This is a genomic window from Streptomyces sp. NBC_00259 (assembly GCF_036181745.1).
In the GTDB taxonomy this organism is placed as follows: Bacteria; Actinomycetota; Actinomycetes; order Streptomycetales; family Streptomycetaceae; genus Streptomyces; species Streptomyces pratisoli.
Genome location: NZ_CP108080.1, coordinates 4334176 through 4359687, shown reverse-complemented (window position 1 = coordinate 4359687; position 25512 = coordinate 4334176). Strand labels below are relative to the sequence as shown.

Below are 25512 nucleotides of genomic sequence, written 5' to 3'. Positions count from 1 at the left end.
CTCGGAGGCCCAGTCCGAACAAACGGGCGGCGGGAGCAGCGACGGGAGCATGCGAAGGGGCACCCATGGATGGTCCACGGATGCCCCTCACACAGGAAAAGCCCTGCTCCTCGTTCCGGAACGGGTCCTGCGGTCCGTCCGGGACCGGATCCCGCTACTCGCCCGGAACAGGTCCTGCTACTCGTCCGAGGACGACGTCTTCGCCGAAGCCCGCGCCGACGCGGTCTTCTTCGTGGCCGCGGACGTCGTCGCCGACGTCTTCTTCGCCGCCGACTTCGTGGCGGTCGTCTTCTTCGCGGCGGTCTTCTTGGCGGTCGTCGTCTTCTTCGCCGCCGTCTTCTTGGCCGCCGTCTTCTTCGCGGGGGCCTTCTTGGCGGTCTTCTTCGCCGGACCCTTGGCACGCTTCTCGGCGAGCAGCTCGTAACCGCGCTCAGGCGTGATGTCCTCCACGCTGTCGCCGGTCCGCAGGGTCGCGTTCGTCTCGCCGTCGGTGACGTACGGACCGAAGCGGCCGTCCTTCACCACGACCGGACGCTCGCTCACGGGGTCCGTGCCGAGCTCCTTCAGCGGCGGCTTGGCCGCGGCCCGGCCACGCTGCTTCGGCTGGGCGTAGATCGCCAGTGCCTCGTCCAGCGTGATCGCGAAGAGCTGCTCCTCGGCCTCCAGCGAGCGCGAGTCGGTGCCCTTCTTCAGGTACGGGCCGTAGCGGCCGTTCTGCGCGGTGATCTCGACGCCCTCGGCGTCCTTGCCGACGACGCGCGGCAGCGACATCAGCCTGAGCGCGTCCTCCAGCGTCACCGTGTCCACGGACATCGACTTGAAGAGGGAGGCGGTCCGCGGTTTCACCGCGTTCTTGCCGGTCTTCGGGGTGCCCTCGGGGAGGATCTCGGTGACGTACGGTCCGTAGCGGCCGTCCTTGGCGACGATCTCGTGGCCCGTCTGCGGGTCCTTGCCCAGCTCGAAGTCGCCGCTCGGCTTGGCCAGCAGCTCCTCCGCGAGCTCGACGGTCAGCTCGTCCGGTGCGAGGTCGGCGGGGACGTCGGCGCGCTGGTGGCTCTCCGAGTCCTTCTCGCCGCGCTCCACGTACGGGCCGTAGCGGCCGACGCGGAGCATGACGCCGTTGCCGACCGGGAAGGACGAGATCTCGCGGGCGTCGATCGCGCCGAGGTCGGTGACGAGCTCCTTGAGGCCGCCGAGGTGGTCGCCGTCGCCGTTCCCGGCCTCGGCCGCACCGCCTCCGCCCGTGCCCTCACCGAAGTAGAAGCGCTTCAGCCACGGCACCGCCTGGGCCTCGCCGCGTGCGATGCGGTCGAGGTCGTCCTCCATTCTGGCGGTGAAGTCGTAGTCGACGAGCCGGCCGAAGTGCTTCTCCAGCAGGTTGACCACGGCGAAGGACAGGAACGACGGGACGAGTGCCGTGCCCTTCTTGAAGACGTAACCGCGGTCCAGGATCGTGCCGATGATCGACGCGTACGTCGACGGGCGGCCGATCTCGCGCTCTTCCAGCTCCTTGACCAGGCTGGCCTCGGTGTAGCGGGCCGGGGGCTTGGTGGCGTGCCCGTCCGCGGTGATCTCCTCGGCCGTGAGCCGGTCGCCCTCGGAAACCTGCGGCAGCCGGCGCTCGCGGTCGTCGAGCTCGGCGTTCGGGTCGTCGGCGCCCTCGACGTACGCCTTCATGAAGCCATGGAAGGTGATCGTCTTGCCGGAGGCGGAGAACTCGGCGTCCCTGCCGTCGGAGCCGGTGCCGCCGATCTTGACGGTGACGGAGTTCCCGACCGCGTCCTTCATCTGGGAGGCGACGGTCCGCTTCCAGATCAGCTCGTAGAGACGGAACTGGTCGCCGGTCAGTCCGGTCTCGGCCGGCGTACGGAAGCGATCACCCGAGGGGCGGATCGCCTCGTGCGCCTCCTGCGCGTTCTTGACCTTTCCGGCGTACGTGCGCGGCTTCTCCGGCAGGTAGTCGCCGCCGTACAGCTGGGTGACCTGCGCCCGGGCCGCCGCGACGGCGGTGTCGGAGAGCGTGGTCGAGTCCGTACGCATATAGGTGATGAAGCCGTTCTCGTACAGCTTCTGCGCGACCTGCATCGTGGCCTTGGCCCCGAAGCCGAGCTTGCGCGAGGCCTCCTGCTGGAGGGTCGTCGTACGGAACGGGGCGTACGGCGAGCGGCGGTACGGCTTCGACTCGACCGACCGGACCGCGAACGCCGCGTTCTCCAGCGCGGCCTTGAGCGCACGCGCGTTGGCCTCGTCGAGGTGGAGCACCTGGGCGGACTTGAGCCGGCCGTCCGAGCCGAAGTCGCGGCCCTGGGCCACGCGCTGTCCGTCGACCGTGGTCAGCCGGGCGGTGAAGGCGGCCGGGTCGGACGCGTCACCGGTGCGGCCGGTGGAGAACGTGCCGGTCAGGTCCCAGTACTCGGCGGAGCGGAAGGCGATGCGCTCGCGCTCGCGCTCGACGACGAGGCGGGTGGCCACGGACTGGACACGGCCCGCGGACAGCCGGGGCATGACCTTCTTCCAGAGGACCGGCGAGACCTCGTAGCCGTAGAGGCGGTCGAGGATGCGACGGGTCTCCTGGGCGTCGACCATCCGCTTGTTCAGCTCGCGCGGATTGGCGACGGCTTCCTGGATGGCGGACTTGGTGATCTCGTGGAAGACCATCCGCTTGACCGGGACCTTGGGCTTGAGGACCTCGAGGAGGTGCCACGCGATGGCCTCGCCCTCGCGGTCCTCATCAGTGGCGAGGTAGAGCTCGTCGGACTCGGCGAGCTGCTCCTTGAGCTTCCTGACCTGCGCCTTCTTGTCGGCGTTGACGACGTAGATCGGCTGGAAGTCGCGCTCGACGTCCACACCGAGGCGCCGGACCTCGCCGGTGTACTTCTCGGGGACCTCGGCGGCACCGTTCGGGAGGTCGCGGATGTGTCCGACGCTCGCCTCGACGACGTAGCCTGGGCCGAGATAGCCCTTGATCGTCTTCGCCTTGGCAGGCGACTCGACGATGACGAGTCGGCGGCCGCCCTGTGCGGTCTCGCTGGTCGGGGACAACTTCGCTCTTCTCTCCGGTCGACGCTCGGTGGGCTCGTACGGCGTACAACGTACGGCGTACGGCCGTACTGCACGTGCTGTCGCTGCGGAGTGTGACGGTACAACCCGCCCCCGTGTCAAACGGCAAAAGCCCGCAACGGCCACTCGAACGGTAACCCGACTCCGGGCATTCCTGCCGCCCGGACTCCCATGGCGGTCGTCAGGATGCAGCAGAGGGCCCCTGGCCGGGAGGGGACTCAGAGGCGGCTGAAACACCAGACACCGAGGACGAGGAACACCACCCCGAAGATCGTGGTGAGGGTCGCGGCCGTGGCGGGATTCACGCCGTGCGCGACCGGTGCGCGATGCAGCACCCGCGCTCCGGTCCACACCAGCAGTGCGACTCCGAACAGCGCGAACGCCGTTCCCGCGAAGATCGCCGGACCGCTCTCCATGCGCGTCTCCCACTCCTCGGCCTGAACCCGGGATGCCCCCGGGGCCGAGGCTGACACCTCCTGGCGTCGCCCACGCGAACTTCGCGTGAACGCGACTCGGGTTCACCCGCCCGGCGCCGGTCCGGGCGACTTCCGGAGGAACGGCTTCCGGGGAAGGTCCGCCGGAGCGGATTTGCGGGGACGGGGATTCTCCGGGGACGGCTCCGCACGACGGCGGTGACGGTGCCGACGTGGCGGCCCGCGGAACTTCACAGGCGTCCGGTCCGGCGCGGACTGCCGCTGCATCGGCTCCGGCACCGGCACCGGCCGGGCGGGCCGCACCCCCGTGCGAACCATGGCCGGTTCCGTACGGAAACGATGACCGGTTCCCGGTACGTGCCCATCGCCCGGTTCCAGGCGCGTGCCGTGCCCCGGCCGGGGGCAGGGGCGCCGGGGCAGGGCACGGCCAGGGCAGGGGCCCGCGCCGGGACGTCCGCTCAGTCGCTCTGCGGAACCGGTTCCAGGAAGCCCTCCTGGACCAGGACCCTGATCGCGCCCGGCGTACGGTCCCGCAGCATGACCGGGTCCTCGCCGACGAGCTGGGCGATGGCGTCGAGGATCCGCCCGGCGTTCAGCGTGCCGTCGCAGACGCCCGCGAAGCCGGCGCCGACCGTGTCCACCTTCGTGGCACGCAGCATGCCCCGGTTCTGGCGCAGCACGACATGCTCGGGGTCCTCCGCGCCGGGAGGCCCGACCTGCTCCTGCACCACCGCGTCGGCGAGCACGAAGTGGTCGGCGAGCAGCGCCGCGTCGTCGTGGGTGCGCAGATAGTCCTGCCGCGCGAAGTGGGCCCGCACGGTCTCGCCGAGAGGCTGCTCGACAGGGTGCGGCCACTCCTCGACGACGATCGACGGCTGCTGCCCCGCCGCGGCTTTCCGCAGCGTGATCCAGCCGAAGCCGACCGCCCTGGTCCGGCGCTCCTCGAACTCGTCCAGCCACGCGTCGTACCGCGCCGCGTACTCCTCGGGAGCGGTGCGGTGGTCACCGCTGTCCCTGAGCCAGAGCTCGGCGTACTGCGTCACGTCCTGCACCTCGCGCTGCACGATCCAGGCATCGCAGCCGCGCGGCACCCAGGAGCGCACCCGCTCCTGCCAGTCCTCGCCTTCCACGTGCTGCCAGTTGGCGAGGAACTGCGCGAACCCCCCTTCGTTCAGCTGCTCCCCGGACTGCTGAACGAGCGAGCGGCACAGATCGTCCCCGCCCATCCCGCCGTCCCGGTACGTGAGTCGCGCGCCGGGTGAGATGACGAACGGGGGGTTCGACACGATCAGGTCGTACGTCTCGGACTCGACCGGCGCGAACAGCGAGCCCTCACGCAGATCCGCTTCGGGAGCACCGGACAGGGCGAGCGTGAGGCGGGTGAACACCAGCGCGCGGGGGTTGAGGTCGGTGGCCGTGACCCGGGTGGCGTGCTGGGTGGCGTGCAGGGCCTGGATACCGGAGCCGGTACCGAGATCGAGGGCGGACGCCACGGGCGTCCGGACGGTGATCCCGGCGAGTGTGGTGGACGCGCCTCCGACGCCGAGCACGACGCCCTCGTCATGGCCGCTCGCGCCGCCGGCTCCACCGACCGCACAGCCCAGGTCGGAGACGATGAACCAGTCCTGGCCCTCGGGGCCGCCGTACGGACGGATGTCCACCGTGGCCCGGATGCCGTCGCCCGCCGCGGCCACCCAGCCGTCGGCGAGCGCCTCGTCCAGCGGCAGCGCGGCCCGGGCGCGCTCGGGCGGCACCGTCCCCCGCAGCAGGAAGAGGCGTACGAGCGTCTCCAGCGGGGAGTCCCCCCGGGTGGCGCGCAGGGCCGGGACGGTCTCGCTGCGGGCGAGAGCCGCGTAGGCAGGCGCACCGAGCAGATCGAGCAGCCCGTCGACGGTGAATTCGGCGGCGAGCAGGGCGTCGCGGAGCCGGGCTGACTGATCAGGGACGGGGAGGCCTGCGGCCAGGCTGGTCGTACTCACCCGCCCATTCTCACCCGGGGGCCACCGCCTCCGCGCCCGCTGCCACGCGCACCGCCGTCCCGGGATGACGGGGAACCCCGGGACGAACGCGGGCCAGGACTACTCGGCCTTCTCCTCGGACGACTCCGACTTCGAGGCGCCGGCGGACTTCGACGGCCCCGCGGCGTTCGACGGCTCGCTCGCCGGCTTCGATGCGCCGGACCCCGCGTCGCCGGGTGCGGTCACCGAGGGCTTGACCCGCTGGCAGCCCTTCTGCTTCCCCATCGCCTTGCCCAGGTCGCCGGCCTGGAGCTTGTCCAGGGCGTCCTGGTCCATCTTCTGGATCTTCTTGAGTCCGTTCGCGACGTCCTGCAGCCCGTCCGCGAACTTCTGCTGGTCCTTCGGGTCGAGCGCGTCGACCTGCTTCTTCAGGGCGAGGTACGCGGTCGCGGTCTCGTTGAGCTCCTTGACCGCGTCCTGCTGCACCGTCTCCTGGCCCTCCCCGGGCGGGGAGCCGGCGGCCTGCACTGCGGCAGCGAGCGCCTTGTTGGCGTCGGCGATGTCCTTGAACGCCTTGGAGTCGGCGGTCTGGATGTCAGCGGGCTTGCCGTCCACGGACGTCGAAATGATCGTCTGCTGGGCGTTGGCGCGCTTCTGGATCTGCGGCTGTGCGGCGTCGCAGACGCTCTTCGCCCAGGCGTCCACCTTGCCGCTGTCACCGTCTTCACTGCAGCCCGACAGCGCGAGCACCAGTACCGCGCCGCCGGAGACGGCGGCCGCAAGCTTCTTGTTCACCGGATCGGTCCCTTCCAAGGCTCTCGGCCCCGGAACATACACGCCATCTGGGCGACAATCCTGTGGTAAATGTCGGGATGGATGGCCTTTATGGCCATTTACACCAAGAGAGACAAGGCTCACCGACCTCGCCGGCCCCGGACACGCCAACGGGCGGACGCCGCGGTGAACCGCGCCATCCGCCCGTGCTGTGAGCAGGCGTTTCGTACAGGCCGGACGTTTACTGCGAAACGACCGCCGGGTCCGGTGACTTCGACGTCCGATCAGCGGCGTTGCCTTCGTCACCCACGGCTACGGAGCGCCTCTTGGAGACGTACACGGCGCCGACGATGACGAGGATCGCCACGGTCGCGACCGCGGCCCTGATGCCCGCGTTGGCGTCGTCCCCGTAACTGAACTGCACGACCGCGGGCGCGATCAGCAGCGCCACCAGGTTCATCACCTTCAGGAGCGGGTTGATCGCCGGGCCCGCGGTGTCCTTGAACGGATCGCCGACGGTGTCACCGATGACCGTCGCGGCGTGCGCCTCGCTGCCCTTGCCGCCGTGGTGGCCGTCCTCGACGAGCTTCTTGGCGTTGTCCCACGCACCACCGGAGTTGGCGAGGAACACGGCCATGAGGGTGCCGGTGGCGATCGCACCCGCGAGGTACGACCCCAGGGCACCGACGCCGAAGGTGAAGCCGACGGCGATCGGGGCCAGCACGGCGAGCAGACCGGGGGTGGCCAGCTCGCGCAGCGCGTCCTTGGTGCAGATGTCGACGACGCGTCCGTACTCCGGCTTCTCGCTGTAGTCCATGATCCCGGGGTGCTCGCGGAACTGCCGCCGCACCTCGTAGACCACCGCGCCGGCCGACCGCGACACCGCGTTGATCGCCAGCCCCGAGAAGAGGAAGACGACCGCGGCACCGAGGACCAGGCCCACCAGGTTGTTGGGCTGGGAGATGTCCAGACTCAGGTTCATCTCCTCGGCCTTCGCGCCCACCTCCGCGACGGAGGTGGCGATCGCGTCGCGGTACGAGCCGAAGAGCGCGGCCGCTGCCAGAACCGCGGTCGCGATGGCGATGCCCTTCGTGATCGCCTTCGTGGTGTTGCCGACGGCGTCCAGGTCGGTGAGGACCTGCGCGCCCGCGCCCTGGACGTCGCCGGACATCTCGGCGATGCCCTGGGCGTTGTCGGAGACCGGACCGAAGGTGTCCATGGCGACGATGACACCGACCGTGGTGAGCAGTCCGGTGCCGGCGAGCGCCACGGCGAACAGCGCGAGCATGATCGACGTACCGCCGAGCAGGAACGCTCCGTAGACCCCGAGCCCGATCAACAGCGCGGTGTAGACGGCGGATTCCAGGCCGATGGCAATGCCGGCGAGCACGACGGTGGCAGGGCCGGTGAGCGAGGACTTGCCGATGTCGCGCACGGGACGCCGGTTCGTCTCGGTGAAGTACCCGGTCAGTTGCTGGATCAGGGCGGCCAGCACGATACCGATGGCGACGGCGACGAGCGCGAGGATGCGCGGGTCTCCGGGGTGAGCCTTGATCGCGGGCTCCGTGACACCGCTCAGCTCGGCGTACGACGACGGCAGGTACATGTACACCGCCGCGGCCACCAGGACGAGCGAGATCACCGCGGAGATGAAGAACCCTCGGTTGATGGCGGTCATCCCGCTGCGGTCGGCGCGCCGCGGGGCGACCGCGAAGATACCGATCATCGCGGTGACCACGCCGATCGCCGGGACGATCAACGGGAAGGCCAGACCCAGATCGCCGAAGGCGGCCTTGCCGAGGATGAGGGCGGCGACGAGCGTGACGGCGTACGACTCGAAGAGGTCGGCGGCCATGCCGGCGCAGTCGCCGACGTTGTCACCGACGTTGTCCGCGATGGTGGCGGCGTTGCGCGGGTCGTCCTCGGGGATGCCCTGCTCGACCTTGCCCACGAGGTCGGCGCCGACGTCCGCGGCCTTGGTGAAGATGCCGCCGCCGACACGCATGAACATGGCGATGAGTGCGGCGCCGAGACCGAAGCCCTCCAGGACCTTCGGGGCGTCCGCGGCGTAGACGAGGACCACGCAGGAGGCACCGAGCAGGCCGAGGCCCACCGTGAACATGCCGACCACGCCGCCCGTCCGGAAAGCGATCTTCATGGCCTTGTGCGCGACGGCCGTCAGATCCTTTTCCGGCTCTCCTTCCGCAGGAGTCGCCTCACGCGCGGCCGCGGCCACACGCACATTTGCTCGTACCGCAAGACGCATGCCGATGTATCCGGTGGCCGCCGAGAACAGCGCACCCACCAGGAAGAAGACGGAACGCCCGGCGCGTTGCGACCAGTTGTCCGCCGGCAACAACATCAACAGGAAGAAAACGATCACTGCGAAGACGCCGAGAGTGCGCAACTGCCTAGCCAGATAGGCATTTGCGCCTTCCTGGACGGCTCCCGCGATCTTCTTCATGGAATCAGTGCCTTCGCCGGCAGCCAGGACCTGGCGTACCAGCAACTGCGCGACGACCAGCGCCGCCAGTGCGACGGCCGCGATGACAATGACGATCATCCGGTTGTCATCGGTGAGTACCGCGGCCGCAAGAGTAGTGGGGTGGTCGGTCAGGGTTGGGTTGAAGAGCCCCGCCATTCGTCCTCCTTGACGCTCAGAGCTCAAGATGTGGACGGATTGTAGGTAGCGGAACCTGATCAAAACAGTGCGCGACAAACGGAATTGACCTTCGCCCGCTCCTCAGCAAATGATCGCGGCTCAGGATTGCCCCCGAAAGCGGTAATGGGGCAAAAGCATTGACGCTTGATCAATGATCTAGGGAAATGAAAAAGGCCCTGCTCAGCAGGGCCTCTCCGAGAAGCGGGCGAGCGCGGCGCCGTCAGCGTGACGCACCGCGGGCGGTCACCCGGTCATGAAGCGATCGTGGCCGGATTCGTCGGCCAGCTCATCCGAATGACACCTCCGTGCTCGTCCGACGTCACCTCGACGTCATCGACGAGCCCGCTGATCACCGCGAGGCCCATGGCGTCCCGGCCGTCGGCGTCCGCGTCATCGTGCTCCGCGGAGGGTGCCGAGCCGGAACCGTGCTCCCCGGCGGCGCCCTCGGAACCTCCCGACACGGGCACGTCGTCACCGACCTCGATCGAGAAGGTCTTCTCCTCCTCGGTCAGCACGACCCGAACAGGAGCGGTGATGCCATGGCTGCGATGCAGCCCGACAGCACGGCTGCACGCCTCTCCGACGGCGAGCCTGACCTCGTCCAGCACCGCCTCGTCCACTCCTGCCCGGCGTGCCACGGCGGCGGCCACCAGACGGGCCGTCCTGACATGCTCGGGCTGAGCGCTGAAGCGGAGTTCAACGGTGGCCATGCGTCCCCCTCGGACGTACGTGCGTGCGAGCGTGCTTCTCAGGGGCACCGGGCTTGCGCCCGGGACCCTTGCCTTCCTCCGGAACTCCCCGGAGCCTCCGGACCAGCCGGAGCCCCCGGGGAACCGCCGTGACGACTCAGTCGGTCGCCGCGACGGCCTCGTCCACCGTGGTGTGAATGGGGAACACCTTGGTCAGACCAGTGATCCGGAAGATCTTGAGAATGCGCTCCTGGTTGCACACCAGGCGCAGGGAGCCTTCGTGCGCACGCACACGCTTGAGACCGCCCACGAGCACGCCGAGGCCGGTCGAGTCGAGGAAGTCCACGCCCTCCATGTCGACAACCAGGTGGTAGCTGCCGTCGTTCACCAACTCGACCAACTGCTCGCGCAGCTTGGGCGCGGTATACACATCAATCTCGCCACCGACCTCGACGACCGTGCGGTCGCCGCCAGGGCCGGACACATTGCGAGTCGACAGGGACAGGTCCACGGATCCTCCAGCACCTTGCTATCGAGCGGTCGCCCCTCGGTCTCCCCGGCGGAGCCAGGGGACGGATCGCCAGCCGCGATGGCATTCAATCACTTACCGGCAGCCATGCACGACGCCTTGGGACCATTGTCCGTCACGCCGGTGACACACTCGGTGCCGATGGCCATGAATCACCGATCCAGACGACCCGCCGAGAGCGGGGGAACCCGCCCTGCGCCGGGTACGGTCCTCGACCGGCTCACCGCCGGGGCGGGCCGGGCTGCGCGCATCACTCATACGGAGCACTTGCCCCCCAGGCCGGGCCGCCATGCCGTCTGGCCGCACCGCATCCGCGCGGAAGTGATCAACGCCATTCAGCAGGCCGGTATCGAGCACCCCTGGGCCCACCAGGCCACGGCCGCCGAGCACGCCCTGGACGGTGAATCGGTCGTGATCGCCACCGGCACCGCGTCCGGCAAGTCGCTCGCCTATCTGGCGCCGGTCCTCAGCACGCTGCTCGACGGCTCCGAGGCCGCCAACGGACGCGGCACCACGGCCCTCTACCTCGCCCCGACCAAGGCCCTGGCCGCCGACCAGCGCCGTGCCGTGAAGGAACTCGCGGCGCCGCTCGGGAACCGTGTGCGACCGGCCGTGTACGACGGAGACACCCCGGTCGAGGAACGCGAGTGGGTCCGCCAGTACGCGAACTACGTCCTCACCAATCCGGACATGCTGCACCGCGGCATACTCCCGTCACATCCCCGCTGGGCCTCCTTCCTGCGCTCGCTGCGCTACATCGTCATCGACGAGTGCCACACCTATCGCGGTGTCTTCGGCTCCCATGTCGCCCAGGTGCTGCGCCGGCTACGCCGCGTGTGCGCCCGCTACGGCGCGGATCCCGTGTTCCTCCTCGCCTCGGCCACCTCCGCCGAACCGGCCGTCGCCGCCGGACGGCTCACCGGCCTGCCCGTCACCGAGGTCTCCGACGACGCCTCGCCCCGCGGCGAACTCGTCTTCGCCCTCTGGGAGCCCCCGCTCACCGAGCTGCACGGCGAGAAGGGCGCTCCGGTGCGCCGTACCGCCACCGCGGAGACCGCGGACCTCCTCACCGACCTGACCGTTCAGGGCGTCCGTACGGTCGCGTTCGTCCGCTCCCGGCGCGGCGCCGAACTGATCTCCGTCATCGCCCAGGAACGCCTGGCCGAGGTCGACCGCAGCCTTGCCCGGCGTGTCGCCGCCTACCGGGGCGGCTATCTGCCGGAGGAGCGGCGCGCCCTGGAGCGCGCCCTGCACTCCGGGGAACTGCTCGGCCTCGCCGCCACCACCGCCCTTGAGCTGGGCGTCGACGTGTCCGGCCTGGACGCGGTGGTCATCGCCGGCTACCCCGGCACCCGTGCCTCCCTCTGGCAGCAGGCCGGCAGGGCCGGTCGGTCCGGGCAGGGTGCGCTCGCGGTGCTGGTCGCCCGCGACGACCCGCTGGACACGTTCCTCGTCCACCACCCCGAGGCGCTCTTCCAGCAGCCCGTCGAGTCCACCGTTCTCGACCCGGACAACCCCTACGTCCTGGCCCCGCACCTCTGCGCGGCCGCCGCCGAGCTTCCCCTGACGGAGCAGGACCTGGAGCTGTTCGGCCCGGCCGTGGCCGAGCTGCTGCCACAGCTGGAGAGCGCGGGCCTGCTGCGCAGACGCACCGCCGGCTGGTACTGGACCCGCCGTGAGCGGGCCGCCGATCTCACCGACATCAGGGGCGAGGGCGGCCGGCCGGTGCAGATCGTCGAGGCCGCGACCGGCCGGCTGCTCGGCACGGTCGACGAGCCCGCCGCCCACGCCGCCGTCCACGACGGGGCCGTGCATCTCCACCAGGGCCGTACGTACCTGGTGAAGCAGCTGGACCTGGAGGACTCCGTCGCCCTCGTCGAGGAGGCGAACCCGCCGTACTCCACCACCGCCCGCGACACCACCTCCATCTCCGTCCTGGACACCGACACCGAGATCCCCTGGGGCGCCGGGCGCCTCTGCTACGGCTCGGTCGAGGTCACCAACCAGGTCGTCTCCTTCCTCCGCCGGAAGCTGATCACCGGCGAGGTGCTCGGTGAGACCAAGCTCGATCTGCCACCGCGCACCCTGCGCACCCGGGCCGTGTGGTGGACGGTCACCGAGGACCAGCTGGAGGCCGCCCGGGTGAACCCGGAGCAGCTGGGCGGCGCCTTGCACGCCGCCGAGCACGCCTCCATCGGGATGCTCCCGCTGTTCGCCACCTGCGACCGCTGGGACATCGGCGGGGTCTCCGTCCCGCTGCACCCGGACACCCTGCTGCCCACGGTCTTCGTGTACGACGGCCAACCGGGCGGCGCGGGCTTCGCCGAGCGGGCCTTCCACACCGCCCGTGAGTGGCTGACCGCGACCCGCGAGGCCATCGCCTCCTGCGAGTGCGATGCGGGCTGCCCGTCCTGCATCCAGTCCCCCAAGTGCGGCAACGGCAATGACCCGCTGCACAAACGCGCCGCCGTCCGCCTGCTCACCGTCCTCCTCCGGGAGGCCCCGGTCCCGGCTGCGCCCCCGGCCCCGCCGTCGGACCCGCCGTCGGACCGATCGGCGGACCCGGCAGAGAGGGCTTGAGAGGCAGTGGGCCATCCGGGGGTCCCGAAGGGCCCAGGGACCCCGGCGGGCCCGCGCGGGATCTGACCTCCGGTGCGTACGGGCCGAGGGCGGCCCGGGCCGTCACATCGGCGATCTCGCCGTCCACCGCGCACCGCACCAGATCCGCCCCTTGTGCCCGGGCCACCCCCGCCGCCGCGACGCACGCCTGCGCCGCGCCCTCAAGGGCCCGGTCCGCCGCCGCGAGCGCCGCGAGGTCCGCCGCGGCACCCGCACGGTGGCGGGCGACGACCGCCTGGCCCATGGCGAGCACCACGGCGAAGACCGCACACATGGCGCACGCCGCCATGGCCGCCCACACCGTCGCCGACCCCCGGTCGTGATTCCTCATGGCGCACCGCTCCCCACCGTGTCCTCCGCGAGGGCGACGGCTTCCGCCGTCAGAGTGAGCGCCAGTGCTCCCGGGCCGGGACTCGCGGCCTCCACCCGCACCCGCCAGAGCTCGCCTTCGCGGAGCAGCGAGACCTCGGCGTCCCGCGGGGCGGCCGACCGGGCCGCGGCGAGCGCGGCTGCCTCCGGCTCCGAGCGGGCGGCGGCGCGCGCCCCTGCCCTGGCGGCGTCCACGCACTGGATCTGCGCGGATGCCGCCATCAGGGCCCACACCAGCGCCATCGTGAACACCACCAGCGCCGGCACGGCGACCGCCGCCTCTGCCGTCACGGACCCCCTCTCCGCATCGCTCGTCGTCTCAGAACTGCGCATCGAGCGCCTTCCCGATCACCGATTCGAGCGCCTTCGAGACCGTTCCGCTCGTCACCACCTTGTAGAGCACCGCGGCGAAGGCGCATGCCGCGATCGTTCCCATCGCGTACTCCGAGGTGGTCATCCCGGCATCGCCGCGGATGCGCCTGCCGAGCAGCCAGGCCCGCGCACCGGCCATCCGTGCCCTCATCCGGGCCACGACCCTCAGCTCACCGCACCTGACGCCGGCGAACCTCACATCAGCGAACCTCATACTGGTCAAACTCATGTCAACCCCCTGAATCCATCGTGCAATTGGTGTCTTCGCCGGCCGTCTCAGTTGCCGCTCAGCAGCCCGGTGGCGAGGCCGATCACCACCGGGGCCACCCCGATCGCCAGGAAGGCGGGCAGGAAGCAGAGGCCCACCGGCGCGGTGATCAGGACCTGTGCGCGCTGGGCCCGGGACGCGGCGGCCCTGGCCCTTTCCGCCCGGAGGCCGGCAGCGAGCCGGGACACCGGCTCGGCCGCGGGCGCTCCCGATGAGGCGGCCCGCTCCAGGCAGCGGGCAAGCCCTTCGGCGCCTGGTATCTCCCCGAACCGCCCCCACGCGCGCGCCGGTTCGCTCCCCAGTCGCAGCTCGGCCGCGGCCTGCGCCAGTCGCTCGCCGACCGGCCCGCCCATCGACTGGCCCACCGCTTCCGCCGCCTCCCGTGGCCCCGCTCCGGCCGAGACACAGGCCGCCAGCAGTTCGGCGGCGAGCGGCAGTTGCCGTGAGGCACCGTCGGCGGAACCGCCCGCCTCCCGGTCCCGTGCACGGCCTTGCTGCCATCTGCGGAGGCCGTAGGCCCCGGCAAGTCCCAGCAGGCATCCGGCGATTCCGCCGGCCAGTGCGTAGCCGGTGATCAGCGCACCCACCGGGAGTGCCGATCGCCGCACCCACGACGGCACCCGTGCGGGACGCCGAGACGGCCGCATACGACGCTTCCCGGGATCCGCGCCGAGCAGTGCGGAGATCCTCCTGCGCACCCGCCGCTCACGCCGCCGCGCCACCGCAACGCAGCCCAGCCAGACCACGGCCGACAGGAGGGACGCGGCAACCGCCAGCCGGTGGACCGACTCACCGCTCATGACCGCGCCCCCGCCCGCACGATCCGCACCGCCCAGAACAGCCCCGCGGCCTCAAGCAGCCCGCCCAACACCAGGCACCCCAGGCCGGCGGGAGTGTGCAGCAGCACCCGCAACGGGTCGGCGCCGAGCGCCCATCCCAGGCCGAGGCCGACGACCGGCAGCAGGGCCAGCACCACGACCGTCGACGACGCGCCGGCCAACTGGGCGCGCAAGGCCTCCCGTTGGTCCCGCTCGGCTCTCAGGGCCGCCTCCAGCCGGTCGAGTCCGGCGGCCAGGCCGGCCCCGCTGTCCACGGAGACCAGCCAGCAGGCCGCGAGGCCGGCGAGCCCGTCCGCACCCGGCTCACGGCCGGCGCGCCGCAGCTCCGCGGGCACATCACCGCCGAACCGGGCGGCCGCCAGCACCGCGGCCTCCGAGCCGCCCAGCGCGCCCGTGGCCCGGCCCGCGCTCAGCAGTGCCTGCCCTGGCTGGCGACCGGCCCGCAACTCGCCCGCGATGCCGCCGCACAGCGCGATCACCGCATCGGCCTTGTGCTCCTTGGCTCTCCTTCGCTCCATGGCCGTCAGCCGCCGCCCCACCAGGGGAATCGCCACCACGGCAGCGACAAGGGGAAGCACCGACTCGCCGAGCACGGCCAGCAGCAGTCCCACCGGCAGGCACAGCCATTCCCGCCGCAGCCGGCCCACGACCGGCCGCCATCGCTCTCGGCCCCACCGGGGTCGTGTCTCCACGGCCCCACCGCCCGCCAGCATCAGCCTCGCCCGTCGCACCCCCTGGTCCCCGGCGACCGTCAGACAGGCCGCGGCTCCCGCGCACACCGCGGCATACGTCGCCATGGTGGTCACCACGCACCTCCGATCAACGACCGCAGCCGCTCCCAGCCCCGCTCCCGTGTGAAGCGCGCCGCGCCCCATCGCAGCGCCGGAACGGTCACCACCAGTCCCGCCTCGTTCCGCTCCAGCACATGGACCTCGGCGACCCTGCGCCGGCCGTCCCGCTCCCGCACCAGGTGGATCACCAGTGACAGAGCCGCGGCCAACTGGCTGTGCAGCGCGGCCCGGTCGAGGCCCGCCGCCGTACCGAGGGCTTCCAGTCGGGCCGGGACGTCCGCGGCCGTATTGGCGTGGACCGTGCCGCACCCGCCGTCATGGCCCGTGTTCAACGCGGCGAGGAGATCGGTCACTTCGGCACCACGCACCTCCCCGACGACCAGCCGGTCCGGCCGCATGCGCAGCGCCTGGCGCACCAGGTCCCGCAGGGTGACCAGACCCGCACCTTCCTGATTGGCGGGGCGGGACTCCAGTCGCACCACATGCGGATGGTCGGGCCGCAACTCCGCCGAGTCCTCGGCCAGCACGATGCGCTCCTGCGCGCCGACGAGTCCCAGCAGGGTGGACAACAGCGTCGTCTTTCCGGTGCCCGTGCCTCCGCTGATCAGATAGGAGATTCTGGCCTCGATCAGCGCGCGGAACAGCCGCTCGCCACCAGGCGGGACCGTCCCCGCCTCGACCAGCTCGCCCAGCGAGAAGGCCCGGGGCCGCACCACCCGCAGCGACAGACACGTGGAGCCGACCGCCACCGGAGGCAGCACCGCGTGCATCCGCGTGCCGTCGGGGAGCCTGGCATCCACCCAGGGGCGGGCGTCGTCCAGCCGTCGCCCCGCCACCGCCGCGAGCCTCTGTGCCAGCCTGCGCACCGCCGCCGCATCGGAGAACGTGACATCGGTGAGCCGGAGCCCGCCGCCCCGGTCGACCCACACCCGGTCGGGCGCCGACACCAGCACATCCGTCACCGCCGGATCGGAGAGCAGTGGCTCCAGGGGCCCTGTGCCCACCAGTTCGCACCGCAGCTCCTCGGCGGCACCGAGCACCTCCGTGTCGCCGAGCAGCCGCCCCTGCGCCCGCAGCGCGGCCGCCACCCTGGCCGGGGTCGGCTCTGCCCCGCTCTCGGCAAGCCGTTGCCGCACCGCTTCGAGCAGCAGCGAGGTCATGGCGCACCTCCGTCCGCGAGCGCGCGCTCCCAGAACGCCGAGCAGAACCTGGCCAGAGGCCCGCGCGGAACCGCACCCGGCGGAACGCCACCGTCCAGATCAGCGAGGAGCCCAGCCTCCACCGGGAGTTCGCCCGCCAGCGGCAGTTCGAGCGCCTCGGCCACCCACTGCTCGTCGAGCCCGGAGGCATACGGCCCGCGCACCACGACCCGCAGATCGCCGAGGACCATGCCGGCCGTCGTCGCGACGCGCCGGGCGGCGGCCACCGCCCGCAGCTCCCCCGGGACGACCAGCAGCCCGAGATCCAGCTGTGCCAGTGCCTCCGCGACACCCTCGTCGACGCGCCGCGCCAGATCCACGACGACCACGCCTCCGCGTCTGCGTGCGGCCGCCAGCACCGATCGCATGGCCTCCGGAGGGATCACCACCGAATCGCCCCGGTCCCAGCTGAGCACCCGCAGCCCGTGCGCCGAGGGCAGCGACTCCTCCAGCGCGCCGCCGGCCACCCGGCCCCTGGACGCCGCGAAGTCGGGCCACCTTCTGCCCTTCGACTGCTCTCCTCCGAGGAGCACGTCGAGACCGCCGCCCAGCGGATCGCCGTCGACGAGCATCGTGCGCCGCCCCTCGCGGGCCGCCGTCACGGCGAGCGCGCACGCCAGCGTGGACGCTCCCGCGCCGCCCCGGCCGCCGATCACGCCGACCGTCAGCGCCGGACGGCCGACGCCTTCGGCCACATCGGCGATCCTGTCCACGAGCCAGCCCTCGGCGTCGGGCAGCCGCAGCACACAGTCGGCGCCGATCTCCACCGCCCGCCGCCACACCTGTGGATCGTCCTGGTCGTGTCCGACGAGCAGCACACCGCGTCTGCGGGTGGCTCCTCGACACCTCGCCGCCGCGTCGTCCCCTACGAGGACCAGCGGCGCGCCCTCCCAGCTCCCCCTCTCCTCGGGCACCGCATGATGGACCTGCGGATCGGCGCCCGCCGCGGCGCAGAGCCTCAGCAGATCGTCGAGCAGCGCCACGTCCTCCGTGATGATCAGCGGCCCGGCCCGACGCTCACCCGCCGCCGGTTCCCCGCCGTTCGCACCGCTCATGAGCGACGCCCCGGACGCCCCGTGCGGGCCGGCCGTGATGGATCCCGCCACAATGTCTCCCCCTCTCACCGCGCTGCGCGGTGGCTGCCGCGGGGTCGGCACACCGCCCCCGCAGGTGTCCCGCACCGCTCTCACCACACGGCGAGATCGATCCGGGACAGGTGAAATCCTTCGGTCCGTGAACTTTCGCGGACGGAATCACCGTGCACGCCGCCGGAAAATCGTGTGGATCTTGCTCCGGAACTGTGGACAACTCACCGCTTGTGAATATCCCGGTAGCTCATACCGGCGACTTTCGGCATGACATTCGGAGCGCAGCGCTACAACTACACAGAGTGACGCGAGCGGGGCGGCGTGAAGCCGGGCCGTCGAGGACGCAGAGAGGCGCCGAGAGGGGAGAACGATCAGATGCGGGGAGCGAAAACGCGTCCGGACATGCGACGACCCCCGCCGGGGGGGAGAGCGGGGGTCGTCCCCACGGCCGACTCGGGGGGGGAGGAGCCGGACCGGGTTAGCACGGTCGCGAACGATCCGTGACTTCCATGGTGTACCCGAGAGCCTTCTCAGGCAAACCCACGCGCCCTAGCTTACGCCGAATGGAGGGCGCCTATGCTCTGCGTCGTGGAAAACCACTCCTTGCCGCGCACAGCAGCCTTCTTTGACCTGGACAAGACGGTCATTGCGAAGTCGTCGACGCTGACCTTCAGCAAGTCCTTCTACCGTGGCGGACTGATCAACCGCCGCGCCGTACTGCGGACTGCGTACACCCAGTTCATCTTCCTCGCGGGCGGCGCCGACCACGACCAGATGGAGCGGATGCGCAAGTACCTGTCCGCGCTCTGCAAGGGCTGGAACGTCGACCAGGTCAAGGAGATCGTCGCCGAGACGCTGCACGACCTGATCGACCCGATCATCTACGACGAAGCCGCCTCCCTCATCGAGGAGCACCACGCCGCGGGCCGCGATGTCGTCATCGTCTCCACCTCCGGCGCCGAAGTCGTCGAGCCGATCGGCGAGCTGCTCGGTGCCGACCGCGTGGTCGCCACCCGGATGGTCGTCGGCGACGACGGCTGCTTCACCGGAGAGGTGGAGTACTACGCCTACGGCCCGACGAAGGCCGAGGCCGTCAAGGACCTCGCCGAGTCGGAGGGATACGACCTGGCGCGCTGCTTCGCGTACAGCGACTCCGTCACCGATGTCCCGATGCTGGAATCCGTGGGTCATCCGTACGCGGTCAATCCGGACCGCACGCTGCGCCGCGAAGCGGCCTCACGCGGCTGGCCGGTTCTCGTCTTCGACCGCCCGGTTCGACTCAAGCAGCGCATCCCGGCGTTCACGATGCCGGCGCGTCCCGCACTGCTCGCCGCGGCAGCTGTGGGCGCGGCGGCGGCCACGGCCGGGCTCGTCTGGTACGCCAGCCGGCGCCGCAGCGCTGCTTTTGCCCGTATTTGAGATCAAAAGTAAAAAGTGCGGACAGGGGTTCCGCTTGCCGGAAGGCAGGAGTACAAAGGACTTAACGGCCCGCGAGACCCGGGACATCCGAGAGGATTACCTTCTACGCAACAAAGGCCCCACGGACCGAGCATGAACGCCGAGCACCCACGCGACGTCGACCCGTCGATTACGGGCCAGCCGCACCAGGTGACGGGCAAAGTTCCCGACCTGATGGGCAACATATCGAGGACGCTTGGTAACTGGGCCGACATGCCAGCGGCGGTACCAACCGGTACCGCCGCAACCCTTTTCCGGCCTCGTCGAAATCTCCGGCCCGCTTCGAACGGCCCGTCAGGCCGCTCCTCGCTGCAGGGCCTCACACACCGCCGTCGACTCCCGCACACCGAGTTCGACGGCACGGCCGCAGTGCGCGATCCAGGCGCCCATCCCCTCCGGGGTCCCGGAGAGATAGCCGTCGAAGGCCTCCATGTACGCCGTACGGCCGAGTTCGGCATGACCGACCTCGGCAGGGCAGATCGACTTCGGGTCCAGTCCGCTGCCGACCAGGACGATGCGTTCCGCCGTACGGGCGACCAGGCCGTTGGACGACGAGAACGGGCGCAGGGCGAGCAGTTCGCCGTGCACCACCGCGGCCATCACCAGAGCGGGGGCCGAACTGCCCGCGATGACCAGCCCGGAGAGCCCCTCCAGCCGTCCGGCGACCTCGTCCGCGTCCGGGAGCGGCGCCTCGATCAGCGGCTCGTCGACCTTCTCCCCCGCGAGCCGTGGCCGGCCGACCGTCTCGTCGGGCACCGCGCCGCCCTCGGCCACCAGATGGAGCCGGGCCAGCACACGCAGCGGGGACTGGCGCCAGATGGACAGCAACTGGCCCGCCTCGGCGGTCAGCCGGAGCGCCGCTCCGACGGTACGAGCCTCCTCCTCGCCACCGAAGTCACTGCGTCGGCGCACCTCCTCCAGGGCCCAGTCGGCACCCGAGAGCGCCGCGGAGGCGCGGGCTCCGCGCAGCGCCGCCTCCGAGGTCACCTCGTTGCTGCGGCGCCGCATGACGCGGTGCCCGTAGACCCGGTCGACGGCCTTGCGCACGGCGTCCACGGCATCCGCGACCCCGGGAAGATCACCCAGCGCGGCCAGGGGGTCAGAGGCGTTCGTACTCATAAGTAAGGAGGCTACGCGTCTCCGCCCCTCGCCTTCGCCCCACGATGGAGTGGTCTTCTTCACGCACTGTGGCCACTGCGGGCGATCAGCCCGCTACCGTAGCTGAACATGAAGATCGCTTTCGTAGGGAAGGGCGGCAGCGGCAAGACCACGCTGTCCTCGCTCTTCATCCGCCACCTCGCCGCCCAGCAGGCCCATGTCGTCGCGGTGGACGCCGACATCAACCAGCATCTGGGCGCGGCGCTCGGACTCGACGAGGACGAGGCCGCGGCACTGCCGGCGATGGGCGCACATCTTCCGCTCATCAAGGACTATCTGCGCGGCACGAATCCGCGGATCACGTCCGCCGAGACCATGATCAAGACCACGCCTCCGGGCGAGGGGTCGCGGCTCCTGCGCGTACGCGAGGACAACCCGGTCTACGACACGTGTGCGCGGACCGTACGGCTCGACGACGGGCAGATCCGGCTGATGGCGACCGGACCGTTCACCGAGTCGGATCTCGGAGTGGCGTGTTACCACTCCAAGGTCGGGGCGGTCGAGCTGTGCCTCAACCATCTCGTCGACGGCGCGGACGAGTACGTCGTGGTCGACATGACGGCGGGGTCGGACTCGTTCGCCTCCGGCATGTTCACGCGCTTCGACATGACGTTCCTCGTCGCCGAGCCGACCCGCAAGGGCGTCTCCGTCTACCGGCAGTACAAGGAGTACGCACGGGACTTCGGCGTCGCCCTGAAGGTCGTCGGCAACAAGGTGCAGGGCCCGGACGATCTGGACTTCCTGCGCGACCAGGTGGGCGAGGACCTGCTCGTCACCATCGGGCACTCGGACTGGGTGCGGGCCATGGAGAAGGGCCGCCCGCCCCGCTTCGAGTTGCTGGAGGACGCCAACCGAACGGCACTGGGCACACTGCGGCAGGCGGCGGACGCGTCGTACGCGCGACGCGACTGGCAGCGGTACACGTCCCAGATGGTGCACTTCCATCTGAAGAACGCGGAGAGCTGGGGCAACGCGAAGACGGGTGCCGACCTGGCCGCTCAGGTCGACCCCGCCTTCGTACTCGGGGAGCGGGCGGCGGAGGTCAGCGCCCCGCAACCGGTCTGATCACAGCAGGTCCGTCCTGTGCCAACCGGTCCGGGACGGCCCCGTTCCCGCTGTCCGCCGGCCACACCAGACTGGGCCCGCCCGCCTCCGTGAGTTCATCCGCACCCGAGATGCCGGCCCGGGTCTCGTGGGCAGGCCCGGCGGGCAGCGCGGGCCCGGCCGCCCCGAGCGGCTTGTCGGACCCGGCGGGTCTGCCGGACCCGCCAGGCTTGTCCGACCCGGCGGGCTCTGCACCCATGAAGGCCTTCCAGCCCTTCGCCGGTGCCCGGCCGACCGGCAGGGTGCGGAGCTTCTTCAGGACTTCGGGGTCCTGTGCGTCCAGCCAGTCGACGAGCTGACGGAACGACACGCACCGGACGTCCCGCTGCACGCACACAAACCCGATCGTCTGCTCGACGGCGCGCATGTAGGCGCCGCCGTTCCACGACTCGAAGTGGTTCCCGATGATGAACGGCGCACGATTGCCCTTGTAGGCACGGGTGAAGCCCTTGATCAGACCGTCACGCATCTGGTTGCCCCACAACGTGTGCATGCTGGGCGCGCCCTTCGCCGTGCCCGACTGGTTGACCATGAAGTTGTAGTCCATGGACAGCGTCTCGAAAGCACGGCCGGGGACGGGGACCATCTGCAGCGACAGGTCCCACAGGCCACGCTTCTTGTCCGGCCAGATCTGCTCGCTGATGCCGCTGGTGTCGTAGCGGAAGCCGAGCTTGCTCGCGACCCGCATGAAGTTCTCGCGCCCCTCGAGGCAGGGGGTGCGGGCGCCGATGAGCTCCCGGTCGTAGTCGAACGGGAGTGACTTCTCGCGCGGCAGACCCGCGTTCGTCCGCCAGTTCTTCACGAAGGACTTGGCCTGGTCGAGCTCGCTCCTCCACTCGTCGGCCGACCAGGTCGTCCCACCGCCCTGCGGGCCGCAGAAGTGGCCGTTGAAGTGCGTTCCGATCTCGTTGCCGTCCAGCCAGGCTCCGCGCAGTTCGCGCACGGTGGCCTTGATTCCCTCGACGGTGTTGAAGCCGATGTCGGAGCGGCCCGCGGAGTGCTTCGGCGGGTCGTACATCTCCGCCTTCTCCTCGGGCAGCAGATACACGCCGCTGAGGAAGTAGGTCATCGTCATGCCGTACTTCTCGCCCACCTTGCGGAAGTGGGAGAAGAGCTTCGACCCGTCCTCGCTCGCGCCGTCCCAGGAGAAGACCACGAACTGCGGCGGCTTCTGACCGGGCTTCAGGCGCTGCGGCTCGGGCAGGCCGGGCTGAGATCCGGTGTACGAGGTCGAACCGTCGCCGATGAGGCCGGGGCCACCGAAGGCACCGGTCCCCTCCTTCCCGCCGAGCGATCCCGCACTGGGCCCGCCGGAACATCCGGCGAGACCCGTGACCAGCGCGGCGACCACGGCGCCGAGGACGGCCTTTCCTTTGGCGGGCAGCATCCGAGCACCCTCTTCCCTCGTAGGGCAGCGGCGTGCGACTCATACGCCGATACGACTTCGATCCCGGACAAATTCACATGCCGTGGGGAAGAAAGGAGCGCAACAGGCCGAGCCGGGATGATTAATCGCTGAATCGGGTGAAAGAGTGTCCTATTTGCCCTGAAAATCATGTCTCAGTCTTTACTCTGCATTACGATCCATTTACCGAGAGTTCGGACGGGCCCGTTCGGGCTCCGGCTCTCGACCATCCCGCCGCTGTACGCCGTGACCCACGGCCGCGCCCCCACGTTCCGCGACCGCGCCGCCCCGGAGGAGACGGGAACCATGCCCGCCTGCCAGCCCTGTACGACGACGCCTGCCGCCGACGACCACCGGCCTCGGCCCCCACGCCGGCCGGACAGAGGCTTCCGCGTCCACCCCGCCGATCTGTCCGCCTCGATCAGCGTCTTCCTCATCGCGCTCCCGCTCTCCCTCGGCATCGCCCTGGCCACCGGCGCGCCACTCCAGGCGGGCCTCGTGGCCGCCGCCGTCGGCGGCGTCGCGGGCCTGCTCGGCGGGTCCCCGCTCCAGGTCAGCGGCCCCGCTGCGGGGCTCACGGTGATCACGGCCGATCTGATCCAGCGCTACGGCTGGCGCGCCACCTGCGCCATCACCGTCGTCGCCGGCCTCGCACAACTCGCTCTGGCCGCGGTACGGGTCGCCCGTTCCGCACTCGCCGTCAGCCCGGCGATCGTGCACGGCATGCTCGCCGGTATCGGCGTCACGATCGCCCTCGCCCAGCTGCACATCGTCCTCGGCGGCACTCCGCACAGCTCCGCGGTCGGCAACGTCCGCGCGCTGCCCGCGCAGCTCGCCCACGTCCACCCGGCCGCGCTGTCGGTCAGTGCCGTGACCATCGCCCTGCTGCTCGCCTGGCCACGCATTCCCGGGAACACCGGCCGGGCGCTCAGGAAGGTTCCCGCCGCGCTGGCCTCCGTGGTGGCCGCGACCGTCGTCGCGGTGCTCGCGGGGCTCAGTCTGCCCCGTGTGGACCTTCCGTCATGGAGCAGCCATGCCCTGCCCGCGCTGCCCGAGGGCACGATCCCCGGTATCGCGGCCGCGGTCCTGACCATCACGCTGGTCACCAGCGTGCAGTCACTGCTGTCGGCGATCGCGGTCGACAAGCTCGTGGCGGCCCGCAAGGACGCACGCCCCACCGTCCACCGCTCGGACCTGGACCGCGAGCTGGCCGGACAGGGCGCCGCCAATGTCGTCTCGGGCGCGCTCGGCGGACTGCCCGTCGCCGGAGTCGCGGTCCGCAGCACGGCCAACGTCAAGGCGGGAGGGGTCAGCCGGCACTCGACGATGCTGCACGGACTGTGGGTCGCGGTCGCCGCGCTGCTGCTCCCGCCCGTCCTCGGTCTGATCCCGCTGGCCGCACTGGCCGCGCTGGTGATGGTCGTCGGCGTCCAGATGGTCAACCTCACGCATCTGCGCAGCGTGCGGCGGAACCGGGAAATACTGGTGTACGCCGTGACGACGACGGCGGTCGTGTTCACGGACGTCCTCGCGGGTGTGGCCATCGGTGTCGCGGTGGCGGTGGCGGTCGCGCTGCACCGGCTGACCAGGACCCGGATCACCATGGAAAAGCGCGACGGGATCCACCGGGTCCGGGTGCGCGGCCAGCTGACGTTCCTCGCCGTGCCGCGGCTGAGCCGGGCGCTGGCGCAGCTGCCCCATGGCGTCGACGCCGTCGTGGAGTTGGACGGCTCGTTCATGGACCACGCCGCGTTCGAGGCGCTGCACGACTGGCAGGCGGCGCACGAAACACAAGGCGGCACGGTCGAGTTCACCGGCCGGTCCGGCGGGCGGATCGCCGAGCCCGCCTCCGAGTCCCACGCCTGCTGCCGCCCCTGGACCCCCTGGCGCAATCACCACTGCGGTGAACACCCGGCGGCGGAGGGCGAGCAGCGGCCGGGCAGGCGCAGGCATCAACTGGCGAGCGGGCTCAGCTCCTTCCAGCGCAACACGGCCCCGCTGCTGCGCGGTGAGCTCGCGCGGCTCGCGCGTGAGGGCCAGCGCCCTTCCCAGCTGTTCCTGACCTGCACGGACTCCAGGCTGGTCACGAGCATGATCACCGCGAGCGGCCCCGGTGATCTGTTCACCGTGCGGAACATGGGCAATCTGGTGCCCCTGACCGACGAGGAGACCGTGGACGATTCGGTCGCGGCTGCCATCGAGTACGCCGTGGACGTCCTGCGGGTGGACTCGATCACGGTCTGCGGCCACTCCGACTGCGCCGCGATGGAGGCCCTGCTGAACGCTCCGCCGGACGGCACCGGTGCGACGACCCCGCTGAGGCGCTGGCTGCGGCACGGCCGGCCCAGCCTGGAGCGAATGAGGTCGCGGCGCCACGCCTGGGCCAGGATCTCCGGCAGGCTGCCCGTCGACGCCGTGGAGCAACTGGGTCTGACCAATGTGGTCCAGCAGCTGGAGCATCTGCGCGCCCACGAGTCGGTCGCACGGAGGCTCGCCGACGGCACGCTGCAGCTGCACGGAATGTTCTTCCACGTCGGCGAGGCCCAGGCGTATCTGCTGACGGGCGGGGAAGGGCCCGACCGCATCGACGACGTCTTCGACCGGGTGGCCCCCGTCCCGCCGACGGAGGGCACCCCCGCCCGGCCGACCGCGGCCTGATCCAACCGCAGGCCGCCAACCGCCGACCTCAGCCTGATCCGGCCGCCAACCGCCGGCGATCAACCGGCGACCGCCGAC

The 25512-nt window shown here is 70.9% G+C and carries 20 protein-coding genes; 4 read left to right on the top strand and 16 right to left on the bottom strand.

Annotation, left to right across the window (positions count from 1 at the left end):
• Window positions 1-177 precede the first annotated feature (177 nt).
• From topA to OG766_RS19700, 7 genes are all read right to left on the bottom strand, one after another.
• Window positions 178-3042 carry a type I DNA topoisomerase gene (gene topA / locus OG766_RS19730; protein WP_266381133.1) on the bottom strand — a complete coding sequence of 955 codons (2865 nt, stop codon included), beginning with the start codon at window positions 3040-3042 and terminating at the stop codon, window positions 178-180.
• A 236-nt stretch (window positions 3043-3278) separates the two neighbouring features.
• Window positions 3279-3476, bottom strand: a complete 198-nt coding sequence (locus OG766_RS19725; RefSeq protein WP_266381132.1) for a hypothetical protein — start codon at window positions 3474-3476, stop codon at window positions 3279-3281.
• 476 nt (window positions 3477-3952) lie between these two features.
• Window positions 3953-5473 carry a class I SAM-dependent methyltransferase gene (locus OG766_RS19720; RefSeq protein WP_328725893.1) on the bottom strand — a complete coding sequence of 507 codons (1521 nt, stop codon included), beginning with the start codon at window positions 5471-5473 and terminating at the stop codon, window positions 3953-3955.
• 99 nt (window positions 5474-5572) lie between these two features.
• Window positions 5573-6247: a small secreted protein gene (locus OG766_RS19715; RefSeq protein WP_328725892.1), complete on the bottom strand. Its 675-nt coding sequence runs from the start codon at window positions 6245-6247 to the stop codon at window positions 5573-5575.
• A gap of 220 nt (window positions 6248-6467) precedes the next feature.
• The gene (locus OG766_RS19710) at window positions 6468-8867 is read right to left on the bottom strand and encodes a sodium-translocating pyrophosphatase (protein ID WP_328725891.1); all 2400 of its coding nucleotides are present in this window, start codon (window positions 8865-8867) and stop codon (window positions 6468-6470) included.
• 272 nt (window positions 8868-9139) lie between these two features.
• Entirely contained in the window at window positions 9140-9598 is a 459-nt protein-coding gene (locus tag OG766_RS19705; protein WP_266381128.1) for an ATP-binding protein, read from the bottom strand.
• A gap of 136 nt (window positions 9599-9734) precedes the next feature.
• Window positions 9735-10088, bottom strand: coding sequence for an STAS domain-containing protein (locus OG766_RS19700; protein ID WP_003967428.1), 354 nt, complete (start codon window positions 10086-10088; stop codon window positions 9735-9737).
• 78 nt (window positions 10089-10166) lie between these two features.
• Here OG766_RS19700 and OG766_RS19695 point away from each other — a divergent pair, with 78 nt between their 5' ends.
• Window positions 10167-12686: a DEAD/DEAH box helicase gene (locus tag OG766_RS19695; protein ID WP_328725890.1), complete on the top strand. Its 2520-nt coding sequence runs from the start codon at window positions 10167-10169 to the stop codon at window positions 12684-12686.
• Here the strand turns inward: OG766_RS19695 and OG766_RS19690 are convergent.
• From OG766_RS19690 to ssd, 7 genes are all read right to left on the bottom strand, one after another.
• Window positions 12586-13056 (bottom strand): Rv3654c family TadE-like protein, encoded by a 471-nt coding sequence (locus OG766_RS19690; RefSeq protein WP_266381126.1) that lies wholly within the window; start codon window positions 13054-13056, stop codon window positions 12586-12588. The two genes, OG766_RS19695 and OG766_RS19690, sit on opposite strands and share 101 nt — an antisense overlap.
• Window positions 13053-13385, bottom strand: coding sequence for a TadE family type IV pilus minor pilin (locus OG766_RS19685; protein ID WP_323137298.1), 333 nt, complete (start codon window positions 13383-13385; stop codon window positions 13053-13055). The genes OG766_RS19690 and OG766_RS19685 overlap by 4 nt, the downstream gene beginning before the upstream one ends.
• Window positions 13386-13413: 28 nt before the next feature.
• Window positions 13414-13605 (bottom strand): DUF4244 domain-containing protein, encoded by a 192-nt coding sequence (locus OG766_RS19680; RefSeq protein ID WP_443045514.1) that lies wholly within the window; start codon window positions 13603-13605, stop codon window positions 13414-13416.
• Between the two features lie 137 nt (window positions 13606-13742).
• Window positions 13743-14534 (bottom strand): type II secretion system F family protein, encoded by a 792-nt coding sequence (locus tag OG766_RS19675; RefSeq protein ID WP_266381124.1) that lies wholly within the window; start codon window positions 14532-14534, stop codon window positions 13743-13745.
• Window positions 14531-15370: a type II secretion system F family protein gene (locus tag OG766_RS19670; protein ID WP_328725889.1), complete on the bottom strand. Its 840-nt coding sequence runs from the start codon at window positions 15368-15370 to the stop codon at window positions 14531-14533. Before OG766_RS19670 ends, OG766_RS19675 begins: the two co-directional genes overlap by 4 nt.
• Before the next feature lie 5 nt (window positions 15371-15375).
• A complete protein-coding gene (locus OG766_RS19665; RefSeq protein ID WP_266381122.1) occupies window positions 15376-16524 on the bottom strand; it encodes a TadA family conjugal transfer-associated ATPase in 1149 nt (382 codons plus the stop codon).
• Complete coding sequence (gene ssd, locus OG766_RS19660; RefSeq protein WP_328725888.1) at window positions 16521-17618, bottom strand: septum site-determining protein Ssd; 1098 nt, start codon at window positions 17616-17618, stop codon at window positions 16521-16523. Before ssd ends, OG766_RS19665 begins: the two co-directional genes overlap by 4 nt.
• A gap of 609 nt (window positions 17619-18227) precedes the next feature.
• Here ssd and OG766_RS19655 point away from each other — a divergent pair.
• The gene (locus tag OG766_RS19655; protein ID WP_266381120.1) at window positions 18228-19070 is read left to right on the top strand and encodes an HAD family hydrolase; all 843 of its coding nucleotides are present in this window, start codon (window positions 18228-18230) and stop codon (window positions 19068-19070) included.
• Window positions 19071-19403: 333 nt separating this feature from the next.
• Here OG766_RS19655 and OG766_RS19650 read toward each other — a convergent pair whose 3' ends face one another.
• Window positions 19404-20228 (bottom strand): oxidoreductase, encoded by an 825-nt coding sequence (locus tag OG766_RS19650; RefSeq protein ID WP_266381119.1) that lies wholly within the window; start codon window positions 20226-20228, stop codon window positions 19404-19406.
• 108 nt (window positions 20229-20336) lie between these two features.
• On the opposite strand from OG766_RS19650, the gene OG766_RS19645 reads away from it, so the two are divergent.
• Window positions 20337-21332 (top strand): ATP-binding protein, encoded by a 996-nt coding sequence (locus OG766_RS19645; protein WP_328725887.1) that lies wholly within the window; start codon window positions 20337-20339, stop codon window positions 21330-21332.
• On the opposite strand, the gene OG766_RS19640 is transcribed toward OG766_RS19645, so the two are convergent.
• Complete coding sequence (locus OG766_RS19640; RefSeq protein ID WP_266381117.1) at window positions 21310-22758, bottom strand: hypothetical protein; 1449 nt, start codon at window positions 22756-22758, stop codon at window positions 21310-21312. The two genes, OG766_RS19645 and OG766_RS19640, sit on opposite strands and share 23 nt — an antisense overlap.
• Before the next feature lie 324 nt (window positions 22759-23082).
• Here OG766_RS19640 and OG766_RS19635 point away from each other — a divergent pair, with 324 nt between their 5' ends.
• Window positions 23083-25434, top strand: a complete 2352-nt coding sequence (locus OG766_RS19635; protein ID WP_328727504.1) for a bifunctional SulP family inorganic anion transporter/carbonic anhydrase — start codon at window positions 23083-23085, stop codon at window positions 25432-25434.
• Window positions 25435-25512: the final 78 nt, after the last annotated feature.

Coding starts and splice junctions, on each gene's coding strand:
- OG766_RS19725 (WP_266381132.1), bottom strand. CDS start 3,476: ATGGAGAGCGGTCCGGCGATCTTCGCGGGAACGGCGTTCGCGCTGTTC.
- OG766_RS19710 (WP_328725891.1), bottom strand. CDS start 8,867: ATGGCGGGGCTCTTCAACCCAACCCTGACCGACCACCCCACTACTCTT.
- OG766_RS19705 (WP_266381128.1), bottom strand. CDS start 9,598: ATGGCCACCGTTGAACTCCGCTTCAGCGCTCAGCCCGAGCATGTCAGG.
- OG766_RS19695 (WP_328725890.1), top strand. CDS start 10,167: ATGGCATTCAATCACTTACCGGCAGCCATGCACGACGCCTTGGGACCA.
- OG766_RS19690 (WP_266381126.1), bottom strand. CDS start 13,056: ATGAGGAATCACGACCGGGGGTCGGCGACGGTGTGGGCGGCCATGGCG.
- OG766_RS19680 (WP_443045514.1), bottom strand. CDS start 13,605: ATGGCCGGTGCGCGGGCCTGGCTGCTCGGCAGGCGCATCCGCGGCGAT.
- OG766_RS19675 (WP_266381124.1), bottom strand. CDS start 14,534: ATGAGCGGTGAGTCGGTCCACCGGCTGGCGGTTGCCGCGTCCCTCCTG.
- OG766_RS19670 (WP_328725889.1), bottom strand. CDS start 15,370: ATGGCGACGTATGCCGCGGTGTGCGCGGGAGCCGCGGCCTGTCTGACG.
- OG766_RS19665 (WP_266381122.1), bottom strand. CDS start 16,524: ATGACCTCGCTGCTGCTCGAAGCGGTGCGGCAACGGCTTGCCGAGAGC.
- ssd (WP_328725888.1), bottom strand. CDS start 17,618: ATGAGCGGTGCGAACGGCGGGGAACCGGCGGCGGGTGAGCGTCGGGCC.
- OG766_RS19655 (WP_266381120.1), top strand. CDS start 18,228: ATGCTCTGCGTCGTGGAAAACCACTCCTTGCCGCGCACAGCAGCCTTC.
- OG766_RS19650 (WP_266381119.1), bottom strand. CDS start 20,228: ATGAGTACGAACGCCTCTGACCCCCTGGCCGCGCTGGGTGATCTTCCC.
- OG766_RS19645 (WP_328725887.1), top strand. CDS start 20,337: ATGAAGATCGCTTTCGTAGGGAAGGGCGGCAGCGGCAAGACCACGCTG.
- OG766_RS19640 (WP_266381117.1), bottom strand. CDS start 22,758: ATGCTGCCCGCCAAAGGAAAGGCCGTCCTCGGCGCCGTGGTCGCCGCG.
- OG766_RS19635 (WP_328727504.1), top strand. CDS start 23,083: ATGCCCGCCTGCCAGCCCTGTACGACGACGCCTGCCGCCGACGACCAC.